Source organism: Ruegeria sp. BHSB056 (genome assembly GCF_059613305.1).
Genome location: NZ_JBXWSG010000018.1, coordinates 16,242 through 29,024, shown reverse-complemented (window position 1 = coordinate 29,024; position 12,783 = coordinate 16,242). Strand labels below are relative to the sequence as shown.

Sequence of the window (12,783 nt, the reverse complement as noted above, 5' to 3'; positions counted from 1 at the left end):
TTTCAGTTCTTCGACCAGATCCTTTTGCGCCGTATGTTCGTCAACGCGGCGGTTGGCCTGAACGCCTCCACGCTGCCTTGTGCGGCCATCTCCTGGAACTGGTCATAGGCTGCCTCTGCGGCCTCATCCCGTTCCCCACCAAGACGTGGGTCGAGGATGAACTGGTCGTCGATTTCCGGCGTGTTCCGCTCAGCGCCACCATAGCCAAACCCAAACAGGGTGCAGGTCAGACCGGAGGCCGGGGTTGCGAAGAAGGCAAACAGGCTTAACACATAGTCAGGCTTGTCCAGCAGAGCCGTTTGAACCGCCGCCAACCGGATCGCCACCATGTCGTCGATGAACTTCTGCGAATAGGCCGGTTTTGGTGTCTCTTTAACCTCAGGCTCTTTGACCGGGGCCAGAACACCACCCTCAATGGCGACTTGCACATGTTCTACCGCGACATAAGCCGAGGATGTTTTAATCTCGCCGCTATTGCCGACATAGACAAACACACCGGACAGCTTACGCTGATCGTCGGAATAATACGGCGCGGCATAGTCGTCGAGCGCCGTAAGTTCCTTTTCGCCAGCCTCGTCCAGAGCCTCAGCCTCATAAAGTGCGGCCAGTTCGTCATACCGTTCAGCCTGTCCTTCGGTGAAGTCCCGGCTCACCATCTCCAGACGGTGCATGCCTGCGGTGCCCGAGAACCCATAGGGAATGTAGCTGTCTTCATGGGTCTCCACCCAGTTCCAGCCTTTCGTTTCACGCAGTTTCTCTGCCTCTGCCGCCAGTTTCTCAGCAAAAAGACGATCCAGTAGCGCGCCGTCATTGAAGAGGGTCTCATCGGCAAAGAGATCAGCGGTGACCGTGCCGCCCGCCTCAACATAGGCCTCCTGCCCCACAAACACGGCCTTGCGGCTGGTGCTGCGGACAGCCTCCGATGTCAGGGCCTGTTTGACATCATGCTCACTAAACCACCGGCACGCCTTGGCCTGTTCCAGCACCTGCAGAATTTTCTCCTCCTCGGTGCTGACGGTCATGGCCTTGGCCAGCCCCATGCTGATCTCACCCGCCTTGAGCGCATCCAAAACTGCAGCAGGCAGACCAGCCAACGCGAGGCGGCGGCGCACATGGGCTTCGGTTACGCCAAACGCATTGCTGATCTTGGCAACAGACAGGGATTTCTCCGCCATCTTGCCATAGGCGCGGACCTCGTCCACCGGGTCCAGTTCCTCGCGGGCGGTGTTCTCCGCATTGGCCCATTGCTCGGCCACAAACCGATTGTCTGTGACCTTCACGGGAACCTGTGCCAGATCGGCGCGTTCGGTCACGGCGATGTTCAGAGCCCGCAGGCGGCGACCGCCGGCGACGATGGCGACTTTGCCATCCGCATCGCGCAGACCGCTGAGGTTCTGGATCAGGCCGCACATGACCAGACTATCGGCAAGCAGGGCGATGCCGTCCTCGGCTACGTCCTGTCGTGGGTTCAGATCAGACAGGTAGAGATCGGAGAGGGCGAGGGTTTCGATGGTTTCCGGTGCGGTGAATGTTTCGACTTTGCTCATGGGGCAAATCCTTGTTTGAGTGTTTCGCTTTGTGTTAAGGGTGCCCTACCCCTTCCGGGGTAGAGCGGGGCCGCTTAGGCGGCTGCGTGTTGTCTCAAGAAGGCGAGGCCGATCTTGGCGGAGAGACCTCCCTTCTTGACCAGCTCAACGGCTTCGCGCCGTCGTTGCTGCAAGGTTTCCTGACTTATTTTCATCACCCCCTTTCTGAGCTGCGTTGGAAATCAGTATTCGCTGGGGCACATGATGGTCAGGACGCGACGCGTCACTGACGTGTCAAACGGGCGGTCGGAGCCGTATCTGTAATCCGCGTCATACAGATCGATTTTCCAGAACAGCTTTTGACCGCTGACTGTCACCGTTCCGAACGTGTGATCGCCATAAGGGTCATTGCCTTCATCAAACTGGTCATCCGACGCCACTGCAGCCAAAGCCGCGGTCTGAAACTCCACCCCTTCGCCGGACACGCCAGGCGTGACAAACACCTGCCCTTGAATGCCTATAGAGTGCATCTCAATCGCCGCATTTGGATCGATCAGGGCTTTCCGAAACAGGTCATTCTGGGCTGCGATTTCAGCCGCCTGAAGGCTGGTGTCATTCTCGATGTCTGTTGTTGCTTCACTGTTCAAAACCGTCTCTCCTTTTGTCGTGCAACCTCCGGGGTTGATCCCCTTTTGGTGCTGGTTTTGAGCCGAGCCCTGAAAGGGCGTCGTCTCTAAAACCTGCCCCGTGGCGAACGCGGAGAGGGGCGAGACAGGACAAATCGACAAGTGTGGTGCGGCCCGCAGCGCAACGCGCGAGGACACGGTCTTGTCTATTTGTCTTGTCCGAGGGGGGAGGCCGCGCCTTCCCCCTGACGTCGGGGGGCGTTTGGCTTGTCCAAATCCCGCCTGACCAACAAAAAAAGCCAAAGGATCTTCGATCCTGCGGGAGCGCAAAAGGGATCGTCACCCGGAGGAGCAGATCATCCCAGCATGGAGCGACCATGGCCCAAAGCCCCTGCCCCGGCTCGCATGAGACGGTTCAGGGGCTATTGCGTCAGGGAGATCATGCTGGGGTGTTCTGGGTGGAAGCCGATACGTCGGCTGGAACCTAGAGCCCGGTCACGAGCCAACTGGCTCGGGATTTGCCATGGGGCAAAAGCTGCAGCCCGAAATCACTCACCGACCGGGACGTAGCCTCGACGTCGCTTTTGCTTTTCGAGTTTTTGGAGCGCTTCACTAGCCAAGGCTTCATCATCATATGTCACCATCATGGCTTGGCCGTTCGTGCCAATACGCCCCCAGGTACGAAGGACGGACACTTCGCCAAACAGCGTTGGCTGCAACTCTATTCCATAGAACCGCGCCATGTTGACGTCCGGGTCCACATGGATCAGGTGGACAGTTGTGGTTGCCGTCAGCTCCATGATCCGATTGTCGGTCAATTCAGACCGTCTGTCCAATGACTTTGCAAGATCCATTCGTCGGAATGGATTCTGATCCTCAATGGAACGGACCTACATTTACTGAGCGGACATCCGCACAGTTTTCTCTCTTTAATGACCGTACTCACGCAGAAGAGAATTTTTCACGGCCGGAAACTGCCGCATTTAGTCAGATGATGAAATTCCGCGTGAGATAGCCAGAAGCAATGTGGAAATGTTGCCGCCTCAGATTAGGGCGCATACGATGTTCACTACTCTTCCCAGTGGACATAGAGGGATGAACGAACATGGCACAATCATTGGAAGGTGGGTGCTTCTGTGGTGAAGTGCGCTACCGGATCACCGGTGAAGCGGTACTGCAACTCATGTGTTTTTGCAGAGATTGCCTATCGATGACCGGTACAGATGGCTACGCCGGGTACATGATAAAGTCAGAAAATCTACAGCTACTGAAGGGCAAACCACGGACCTTTGAGAAGACCTCAAAGGAAGGCCGACCTGTTATCAAGCATTTCTGCGGTACCTGCGGGTCAGGCTTGTGGGGTGTGACAGCCTTCGGATTGACGAGCATTACAGCTGGGACACTGGATGAACCAAACAACTTCAGCCCATCGAAAAAGGTTTTTGCGAAAGATGCCCCCAACTGGGCCAGAGTTCCCCACCACTTGGAAGATATGTAGGGGTTTAGGCTTTGGTATCACGTACATTTCTTTCTGGGAGTTGTTCCTTCTGGTGACCCGAATTGCTACGATTGTGGTTGAGGCAACAAGCAGGACATCAAGATGCGCAATGCAATCTTCTCACCCTTAGCGGCTTTGTTCCTAGGGGTCGTCATTGGCGTTGAGCCGGCTGTGGCGGCGTCACTGGGACCATATGAGGTTTTTGGAGTCGAAGACGGTGACATGCTAAAAATGCGCAGCGGACCTGGAACAGGGTTCAATGTGATCGTTGGTCTTCCAAATGGAACCGCACTACGAGTTCACAGCTGCGAGCAGACCGGTGGCACACGTTGGTGCCGCGTTTCATTGGAGCGTGCTCGTAGACTAAAGGGGTATGTCTCTTGGGCATACTTGCGGAAAATCTAATACGACGATGATCAGTGATGCCATCTTACTGTAATAATAGAATGCTGGCAGAAAAGGCCGCAGTGAAGCTTTCTTGTTGCCGGTGATGAGATCAAGCGGGAAACCACGATCGTGTTTCCGGCCCAGAGCCGACATCCAGGGCACCGCTCGGATGCCGCATCGGCAGCCCGCATTGCCGCCATTCGCTGCAGCCGCAAAATTTGACCTGGTTCGAACTCTCGGATCGCGGACAAAGTGGACCTATCGAGTTCAAGGCGCGATCAATACTTCGCGCTCAATTTCCATTGCAAAGCCAAGCGGCAATCCAGACACGCCTAGCCGACATTCGTCACAACCCGCCGCCGCATGCAGCGGTCGCCAAAGCGGCCATTAGCAACCAGATGCAGCATTTCTATCCAACCAATGCCTCGGCCGGTGCGAAACGCTCTTTGGCCACATGTAAACAAAGGCATTCCGGTGCAATCCATGCTACCTTCCCACGGATAGTATTCTGGTAGCGGGTATTTGAGATGGGACGAGTGCGGCGAGGTTTGAGTGAAGGGCAGGCGCAAGCTTTAGAGGCGGCCTTCAAGGCAGCCAAAACCTACCGCGAGGAACTGCCAAATGGGCCGGCCCGGCCTGTCTTGGGACTTGGTGAAGCTGCCAGCCGCTTTTTGGGCCCTCTTCCTGAAACGGGGGTGCCGGAAAGTGAGGTAATCGGGGACATCGTGCAACTTTCTGAAGGCGGTCTGCACAAAATGGCGGGGCCGACCTTCTTCGGCTATGTCCTCGGCGCGTCGCATCCCGTCGGTGTAGCCGCCGACATTCTGGTATCAGCCTGGGGGCAGAACGCGGGCTCATCTTTTGAAACGCCTGCAATAACCGGAATGGAGCGCGCTGTTTGCAACTGGGTAATAGAGTTGCTGTCACTGCCGCCCGAAAGCGGAGCCGGTCTTGTGACCGGCGGCACAGTGGCAAACATGGTTGGCGTCATGGCCGCACGCAATGCGCTGCTGGCTGCCCAGGGGTGGAATGTTGAAGCTGACGGGCTGTTTTCGGCACCCGAGATTCCCGTTTTGATCGGGCAGGATGCGCATTCCGCCCCATTCGCTGCCCTGCGTTATGCTGGCTTTGGCGCGGGCCGGACAAACATCGTCACGGCGGACGGCGAAGGGAGGATAAAGCCGGATGCGTTCCGGGCTGCCCTGGACAGCTGCAGCAGCCCGCCGCTCGTCATCCTGCAGGCAGGTCAAATAAACACCGGCGCCTTCGACCCGTTTGCCGAGCTCATCCCAATGGTGCGCGAGCGGAACGGCTGGGTTCATGTGGATGGTGCTTTCGGGCTCTGGCTCGCTGCTGTACCCGAACTGGCAAACCGGTTGGAGGGGGTTGCTGAAGCGGACAGTTGGGCGATTGACCTGCACAAGTGGCTTAATGCTCCATTCGATGCTGGCATGGTTATCGTGCGCGACCGGGCGCCGCTCGTTGCGTCAATGTCTGCCCGCGGCGCCTATCTCCCGGAAACAACAGAGCATTGGGAACCAAGTGATTCAACGCCGGAACTCTCCCGGCGTGCAAGAGGTGTCCCGAGCTATGCGATACTTCGGCACCTTGGCCGGACGGGAGTTTGCGAACTGGTAGCACGCCATTGCCGCCTGGCGGAGCGAATTGCCCGAACGGTTTCGAACGAGCCCGGCCTGACAGTTCTGAACCAGATCCACAGCAATCAGGTCGCAATCTGCTGCGGCGAGGGGCCGGATGGCAACGATCTGACCATGCGGGTCCTTCAGCGCGTTCAAGACAATGGAAAGGTATACCCTACCCACGGCGAATGGGCGGGTCGGAAGATCATTCGAGCCTCTGTAATCGGATACGATATGAGGGAAGAGGATGCTGATCTTCTGTCATCCGAGATCATTGAAGCTTATCGTCTTTGTGCTGCTGGCGTTTTCTGATTTGGCCAGAAATTTTATTGCTGCAGTCAGGCATTAATGAGCTTCAATGGGCTCGAATGGGCCATTCGGTGTCACTGCGAGCAACCCTTCGACCCGCCTGGCACCCCCTGCGCAGCCGTCCCATAGCAGCCGTTTTCAAGCTCCTTTTTTTGCCTGATCGGGAGCTTTTTCTCGAAGTTGGCAACACCTGCGAAGTTCAATGGCCGCCCCATGAATGAGGCGGCCGCTCTCGCATTACTTTCAATGAGGCAGAGAGCCTATCCGCGGCTCAGGATTTCCTCGCCGAGGATCTGCATGATTTTCTGTCCGGCCTCGCTGGCCCAATTGACCGAAAGTTCCGCAAGCAGCGCGCTGGTTGTGGTGAGCTCGACACCGCCTCGCTCCATTTTGCGGAACGCCATCTCATCCGTCAGCGCAGTGGGAGACCCGGAAGCATCAACCACCGCGGTCACGGCAAAGCCCTCTTCGGCGGCACTGATCGCAGGCGGGGCAAGACACACGTCAGTGGTTATGCCTGCCATGATGAAATGCCTGCGCCCGGTGTTGCGGCAGGCAGCGGCAAAGGCGCTGTCATCCCAGCAGTTCACCACGCCAGGGCGCTTGATCCGCGCGGCGAAGGCATCCGGGGCAATCTCTTCCAGCGCGGGCATCAGCGGCCCCTGCATGTTGTCTTCCATGCTGGAAGTCAGCACCAGCGGCATGCCAAGCGCCGCCGCCGTCCGCGCCAGGGCCCGTGTGTTGGCTTCGATCAGATCGCGGTCAACGGACTTTGCCCAGTTCATGGTGCCAACCTGATGGTCGATCAGAACAATGGCTGCGTTTTCGGGGGTCACTTTTTTGGAGGTCATGTTGATGTCCTTTCCTGGTTAAGAGATTTCGGATGCGGGCAGTTCGAAGATCAGGAGCTCAGCGCCGGCTGCAGCCTCAACCGCCACGTCCCCGGCACGGAGCAGTCCCAGCCCATCCCCTTTCCTGAGGGCGCGGCCGGCAGCAGTTGCCTCGCCTTCGATCATAAAGATGTAGAGGCTGCGGTCAGGGCTGGACGGGCTGAAGTTCAGCACGCTGCGGCGGTCGAAGTTGCCGTAGCTAAGGCGCACCTCCTGCTGCACGACAAGTGAGTCCTCGGCGCCGTCTGGCGACAGCACCAGCTGGAACCGGTTGCTGTGGTCCGAGGTTTCCAGCTCCTTGCTGGAATAAGTCGGCGCCAGGCCTCTGGCCCGCGGCTCGAACCAGATTTGCAGCGCACGCATTGGCTTCGTCCGCGAGTTGTTCACCTCGTTGTGCAGGATGCCTGTACCGGCGGTGATCACCTGAAGACCTTTCGACTTCACAGTACCGTTGTGAACGGGCACCACCGGATCGATATGCGAAACCTCTCCGCTCACCATGAAGGTGACGACTTCGACATCCCGGTGCGGATGCAGGCCAAAGCCTTGGGCGTCCGGTGCAAGCGTGCCGTCGTCAATTGTGATCAGCGGGCCGAACCGCCGGCGCCCTTCTGCAAGGTGCGGCTTGAACGACAGATGCGCCTGCATGAAGCCGAAGTCCTTGAACTCACGGGTCGCGGCGGGGTGATAGACCATCTCCGTCTGCATTTCTCATCTCCTGGCCTGTTCGCTGAGATAGAATTTAGGGATCTCTTTCGTTCTGGAAAATGATCTGTTTGTTAACTACTGTTCGGATTTATGAACGATAGATTCTATTCCTGCGCCAAGGCCCTGGTGGCCACTGTGCGCGCCGGGTCGATGAGCGCGGCAGCTGCGGAGCTGAACACCACGAAGTCGGCGATCAGCCAAAAGCTGGCGCTGTTTGAAGCCGAATTGGGGCTGGTCCTGCTGGACCGGTCTGGGCGGGCGGTGGCCCCGACCGCGGCTGGGCGCAGAATTTTCGAGATTTGCGCAGGCCCGGTGGATCTAGCGCTTGAGGCCGAGGCGCAGCTTGGCTTCGTCCGAAGCGGGAAGATTGCAGGACGGGTGTCAGTCTCAGGACCCAACAGTCTTCTTTGCACCGTGCTTGTCCCGCTTCTGGCAGGCCTTCGGTCCCGCTACCCGGCTATCGAACTTGAATTGCATGCCGATGATTCAAAATCGGATTTTGCGGCAGAGGACATAGATCTGTCCTTCAGAACCGGCCCTGCAGATAAAAGGCGGTTTATTTCGGCTGCCCTGCCGTCCGCGCAGCGCGCGCCTCTTGCCAGCCCGGCCTTTGCAGAATGGATGCCCCGTCTCTCTCGGCCTGCTGATTTGGCCAGGTTGCCCTGTGTATTGCGCACCCAAGAATCCGGCAAATGGGCGTTTCGAAATAAGGAAGGGCAACAGGAGATCATCGAGCCGACGATCGGCCTGCGCGTCAATTCGATGGAGCTTGCATTTGCAGCTGTCCTTGCCGGGCAAGGAGCAGCACTGCTCCCGTCCTTACTGACAGAGGTGCATATTCAAGCTGGCAATCTCGTGCGCCTGATCCCTGACTGGTCTGCCGATCCAGTGGCACTGACTTTGCTTTGCCGTCCTGAACGTTTGGCTGCTCCCCAGGTTGCGGCGGTACGGCGCCATATCCTGGATGCATGCGGCAACAACGGCTTCCTGGGGACAGAGCTTCAATACGAGAAAGTCTAACAGCTTACCAAAGCTCGGTTTGGCACCGTGACGATTAGGCCTGCCTCCCTCCAAGTCAGCCGATAGGAACGGCCCAATCCAGCCGTTCAAGAATATCCGACTCTGCACCACAGCATTCCCCGAAGAAGACATTGCCGGACTGCCCCGCACTTTGGGTGTTCTTGGTCGGTCCAGGTTTAATGTTAGAGTATCATCGGCCCTTGTCCCTAAAGCGGACCTGCATCCAAATCCCAATAGGGTGCGTCGTGCCCGATGCGTTCCACGACGAAATCCAAAAACGCGCGAACTTTCGCTGGCATGTGCTTTCGTTCAGGAAAGACGGCGTACAACGCCTGTTCAGGCAGACGATAGTCGGGCAGCACCCTGACCAGACGGCCACTAGACAGGTGGGCTCCGGCGATAAAGGTCGGCAGGCGACCTATGCCAAGCCCGTCAAGCAGCGCGGTGCACAGGGCCTCACTATTGTTTACGCGCAGAACACCGGATGTCTGAACGCGCACGTCGCCCGCGGGACCGGCTAAGCGCCATTCCGAAGCGTCGCGCGAATAGGCGTAGTGAAGGCAGGTGTGTGACAGAAGATCCTCGGGTATCTCTGGCGTTCCGGACTGCGCAAGATAATCCGGCGCAGCGACAATCACGCTGTGGATCGGGGCGAGTTTGCGTGCGATCAGGGCCGAGTTCGGCAACGTTCCGGCGCGTAAAGCCACGTCGATGCCCCCTTCGACGAGATCGACAAATTTGTCATCCATCGTCAGGTCAATTCTGATCCCCGGATATTGCCTGAGGAATGCAGCAATCATAGGCGCAACATGCAGTTGTCCAAAGGACATGGGTGTACTGAGCCTTAGTAATCCAACCGGTTGCCCCTGCAACGCCGCAACTGCGTCTTCGGCGTCCTGCGCTGCGTCAAGCGCCTGCGCCGCGTGGGCCAGATAGATTTCGCCCGCCTCGGTAAGGGAAATGGACCGCGTCGACCGATGAAAGAGCTGCGTTCCCAGATGGGCCTCCAGCACGCCGATCCGCTTGCTGACCGCTGATTTTGTAAGACCCAGATGCCGGGCGGCGGCTGCGAACCCGCCATGGTCCGCCACAGCAACAAAAACGGGGATAGCGCTAATTTCAGTCATGTTTTGCGATCCTTTGGGCGAATTTTTCTCACCTATAAGTTTCAAATTCACACGATTATCATCAAATAGAAAGCCTAATAGGTATCTGCATGTCCTGTTAACGCCGGAGGCTGCCATGCCCATGATGCTTATCAACGGAGTTCTGCGTGACAGACCGCTCGCCTCGGACGGTCGTTTTCACCGCCTGCAAAGCCCATTCACGAGCCACATCAGCGTGCAACCGGGCGCCGCGTTTCCGAACACGCCCTGCCGGTACCACCTTTACCTGTCCAAAGCCTGCCCCTGGTGTCATGGCATCGATCTGATTCTAACTTTGAAAGGCTTACGCAATGCGTTCAGCATCACATGGATGGACCCGGTCATGTCGGAAAACGGCTGGGTCATCGACCAGACGCTGTTCAACGATCAAAGCGGTGTAGAACGCACCCGCTTCCTTTACGAAGTCTATCAGCACGCCAAGCCGGATTACACGGGTCCGATCAGCGTGCCTGTGCTACTGGACAAGGTTACGGGCCGGATCGTCAGCACCGAATCGGCCGAGATCATGCGCATGCTTCAGACGGAATTTCTCGATGCTGCGGGACCCGATCTTCGCCCGTCCCATCTTTGCGACGAAATCGACCGGATCGCCGAACAAATTCAGTCACCGATCCGCGAAGGCGTCTATCGCGCCGGGTTTGCAACCAGCCAGATCGCGTATGGCGAGGCCGTAACGGCGCTCTTTGCCTGCCTCGACGCGATTGAAGAAACGCTTGGCCAACGCCGGTTCCTAGCCGGAGACGTGCTGACAGAGGTTGACCTGAAGCTGTTTCCGACACTTCTGCGGTTTGACCCGGTCTATGTGACCCACTTCAAGACCGACTACAAACGCATCAGCGACTATGTTGCCCTGTCCCGCTATCTGGCCGACATCATGCGGTTGCCGGGCGTGGCTGACACTGTGGACATGGCCCATATCCGTCAGCACTACTTCCTCAGCCATCGGCACATCAACCCCAGCGGAATTATCCCGATCGGCCCGGCTTCTCTGCGCTTAACCGATGTGCCGGAAATGGGGGCCGCGTGATGCCTGATATTGTCAGAAGATCCCCTGTATCCGCGCTGATCTTGGCCATCGGTGTCCTGGTGGGGGTCAGTTTCACTTTGTCCAAATTCGTCTCGATGGCAGGAATATCAGCTCTGACCGCTTTGTTCTGGCAGGTTTTGCTGGCCAGCATCGCGCTGTTGGCGTTGTGTTTGCTGTCGCAGAAGCGCGTGGCGCTCAACGCGCGGCACATTCCCTATTATGTCGGCGCCGGAGTTTTCGGTGTCAGCGGCCCCGCTGTGATCGGGTTTCTGGTGCTGGAGCATGTGAGCCTTGGGTTCTATTCCGCCCTCGTCACGCTGTCACCGCTGTTTACCTTTGCGATAACGGCACTGATCGCGCGCAGGATGCTGCCGTTGCACCGCCTGGTTGGTATTCTGATCGGCCTTGCCGGTGTCAGCCTTGCCACCATGGGTGGGTTTGACCTGTCGGGAGTCGAGCCGGCGTGGATTGCCCTGTCGCTTTTGGGGCCCTTGTTTCTGGCCTGCGGCAACGTCTTTCGCAGCTATGCCTACCCGCCCGGCGGCGATCCGTTGGGGCTGGCGACCGGAACGCTTCTGTCACAGCTGTTGCTGATTTCCGCCCTAATACTGGGACGCGGCACCACAATCAGCGACGTCTCGGTGCCCCCTGCCCTGCTTGGCGCAATCTTCGGCATCGGATCCATCACTGCGCTCAGCTATGCGCTGACCTTCGAAGTACAGCGGCGCACGGATGGCGTTGGGTTCGCCCAGGTCGGCTATTTTGCCACGCTTTCCGGCATCGCAATCGGGGCAATTGTCTTTCGGGAACCTCTTGGCCTTGGGCTGCTGGGGTCCCTCGCAATCCTGTTCCTTGGGCTAGCCGTCACCAACGGTCACCTGAAACTCCCGCCGGTCCTGCACCGTCGGTCACAGGCCAACCAGACTTAGACCCACCGATAACTTTCAAACAGAAAAGGAAACCAAAACATGCAAATCACTGCCCCCACCACAGCGGCCCACGCGCCCCGGATCGCATCCCTTTACACCGCTGTTGACGCGCTGGACGAAGCCGGCGTTGTCGAGCATGTCACCGAAGACGTGCAGTTCCAGCTTGGCAATTTCGAACAGATTGACGGGCGCACAGCCGTGCAAGCCGCGAACGCAGGGTTCTTTGCCACGATCCAGGGTATGCAACATACCATCACCGGCATCTGGTCCAGCGGCGATACTACGTTCTGCGACGGCACCGTTCACTATACGCGCAAGGACCAAAGCACGCACGACGTGCGCTTTGCTGCACGGTTCAACTTTCGCGAGGACAGGATCGCGGATTACCGGGTGTATGTGGATATCTCCGGTCTTTGATGCCTTTGGCCAGGGCTGCGCGCGTTGCCTGCCGCTCTGGCCGACACGGGCATAAACGGCCATAATTGCGATCCAGCTTCGGAAGAGGGTTCGATGACCGATCGCAGCATTCTGGAACAGCTCATGACGATGTCCGACGACGTCTGGGACCGGCACACCAACCCGTGGAGCGGCTGGAGCCGCCTGAGCATCCCGCCCCTGTTCGTTCTGGCCGTCTGGAGCCGGGTTTGGCTGGGCTGGTGGTGCCTTGTTCCGGTCGTTGTTGTTGTATTCTGGACATGGTGGAACCCCCGCGCCTTCCGCAAAACGGGCAATCCGGAAAACTGGATGTCCAAAGGTGTACTTGGGGAACGGATCTGGCTTGCGCGCGCGAAATCGCCGATCCCTGCAAGGCACCGCCGGATGACTCTTATTCTGGCCGCAGTCAGCGCGGTCGGAATCGGCCCCTTGGTCTGGGGGCTTTGGCAGCTTCAATTCTGGCCGACGCTTCTGGGGTTGCTGCTGGTTATGGGTGGGAAGCTGTGGTTTCTGGACCGCATGGTCTGGCTGTTTGAAGACACTCGGGCAGCAAGCACCTGGCAAGGAAAATAGCGGCGCTGTGAAAACGGAAAGCAGGAGCATCAGATGCCCCTGCCATTCC

At 58.1% G+C, this 12,783-nt stretch carries 14 protein-coding genes; 8 read left to right on the top strand and 6 right to left on the bottom strand.

All coding sequences use genetic code 11. The annotated features are described in order from the left end of the window. Positions 1-2: 2 nt before the first annotated feature. The 3 genes from AC2FND_RS06915 to AC2FND_RS06905 all read right to left on the bottom strand — a co-directional run bounded on the left by AC2FND_RS06915 (position 3) and on the right by AC2FND_RS06905 (position 3,006). On the bottom strand, positions 3-1,547 hold the full coding sequence (locus tag AC2FND_RS06915) for a ParB/RepB/Spo0J family partition protein (protein WP_496768751.1): 1,545 nt from the start codon (positions 1,545-1,547) through the stop codon (positions 3-5). Positions 1,548-1,768: 221 nt separating this feature from the next. Further along, positions 1,769-2,173, bottom strand: a complete 405-nt coding sequence (locus AC2FND_RS06910; RefSeq protein WP_496768750.1) for a DUF3768 domain-containing protein — start codon at positions 2,171-2,173, stop codon at positions 1,769-1,771. Positions 2,174-2,700: 527 nt separating this feature from the next. Further along, complete coding sequence (locus AC2FND_RS06905; protein ID WP_496768748.1) at positions 2,701-3,006, bottom strand: WGR domain-containing protein; 306 nt, start codon at positions 3,004-3,006, stop codon at positions 2,701-2,703. 251 nt (positions 3,007-3,257) lie between these two features. On the opposite strand from AC2FND_RS06905, the gene AC2FND_RS06900 reads away from it, so the two are divergent. The 3 genes from AC2FND_RS06900 (at position 3,258) to AC2FND_RS06890 (ending at position 5,989) form a co-directional block, all read left to right on the top strand. Next, a complete protein-coding gene (locus AC2FND_RS06900) occupies positions 3,258-3,650 on the top strand; it encodes a GFA family protein (RefSeq protein WP_496768746.1) in 393 nt (130 codons plus the stop codon). Between the two features lie 102 nt (positions 3,651-3,752). Continuing rightward, complete coding sequence (locus AC2FND_RS06895; RefSeq protein ID WP_480501173.1) at positions 3,753-4,055, top strand: SH3 domain-containing protein; 303 nt, start codon at positions 3,753-3,755, stop codon at positions 4,053-4,055. Positions 4,056-4,573: 518 nt separating this feature from the next. After that, a complete protein-coding gene (locus tag AC2FND_RS06890; protein WP_216602535.1) occupies positions 4,574-5,989 on the top strand; it encodes a pyridoxal phosphate-dependent decarboxylase family protein in 1,416 nt (471 codons plus the stop codon). A gap of 257 nt (positions 5,990-6,246) precedes the next feature. Here AC2FND_RS06890 and AC2FND_RS06885 read toward each other — a convergent pair whose 3' ends face one another. Both AC2FND_RS06885 and AC2FND_RS06880 read right to left on the bottom strand, forming a co-directional pair. Next, a complete protein-coding gene (locus tag AC2FND_RS06885) occupies positions 6,247-6,837 on the bottom strand; it encodes an isochorismatase family protein (RefSeq protein ID WP_170367325.1) in 591 nt (196 codons plus the stop codon). A gap of 18 nt (positions 6,838-6,855) precedes the next feature. Beyond that, positions 6,856-7,584, bottom strand: a complete 729-nt coding sequence (locus AC2FND_RS06880; protein WP_170367324.1) for a pirin family protein — start codon at positions 7,582-7,584, stop codon at positions 6,856-6,858. 90 nt (positions 7,585-7,674) lie between these two features. Between AC2FND_RS06880 and AC2FND_RS06875 the strand changes: the two genes are divergently transcribed. Then, on the top strand, positions 7,675-8,604 hold the full coding sequence (locus tag AC2FND_RS06875; RefSeq protein WP_496768744.1) for a LysR family transcriptional regulator: 930 nt from the start codon (positions 7,675-7,677) through the stop codon (positions 8,602-8,604). Between the two features lie 206 nt (positions 8,605-8,810). Here AC2FND_RS06875 and AC2FND_RS06870 read toward each other — a convergent pair whose 3' ends face one another. Then, positions 8,811-9,731: a LysR family transcriptional regulator gene (locus AC2FND_RS06870; RefSeq protein ID WP_480489043.1), complete on the bottom strand. Its 921-nt coding sequence runs from the start codon at positions 9,729-9,731 to the stop codon at positions 8,811-8,813. Between the two features lie 115 nt (positions 9,732-9,846). On the opposite strand from AC2FND_RS06870, the gene AC2FND_RS06865 reads away from it, so the two are divergent. The 4 genes from AC2FND_RS06865 to AC2FND_RS06850 all read left to right on the top strand — a co-directional run bounded on the left by AC2FND_RS06865 (position 9,847) and on the right by AC2FND_RS06850 (position 12,734). Further along, on the top strand, positions 9,847-10,797 hold the full coding sequence (locus tag AC2FND_RS06865; protein WP_480537486.1) for a glutathione S-transferase family protein: 951 nt from the start codon (positions 9,847-9,849) through the stop codon (positions 10,795-10,797). Further along, positions 10,797-11,726: a DMT family transporter gene (locus tag AC2FND_RS06860; protein ID WP_170756587.1), complete on the top strand. Its 930-nt coding sequence runs from the start codon at positions 10,797-10,799 to the stop codon at positions 11,724-11,726. The genes AC2FND_RS06865 and AC2FND_RS06860 overlap by 1 nt, the downstream gene beginning before the upstream one ends. A 39-nt stretch (positions 11,727-11,765) precedes the next feature. Next, positions 11,766-12,143, top strand: a complete 378-nt coding sequence (locus AC2FND_RS06855) for a nuclear transport factor 2 family protein (RefSeq protein ID WP_496768741.1) — start codon at positions 11,766-11,768, stop codon at positions 12,141-12,143. 93 nt (positions 12,144-12,236) lie between these two features. Next, positions 12,237-12,734 carry a DUF6653 family protein gene (locus AC2FND_RS06850; protein ID WP_170733118.1) on the top strand — a complete coding sequence of 166 codons (498 nt, stop codon included), beginning with the start codon at positions 12,237-12,239 and terminating at the stop codon, positions 12,732-12,734. Positions 12,735-12,783: the final 49 nt, after the last annotated feature.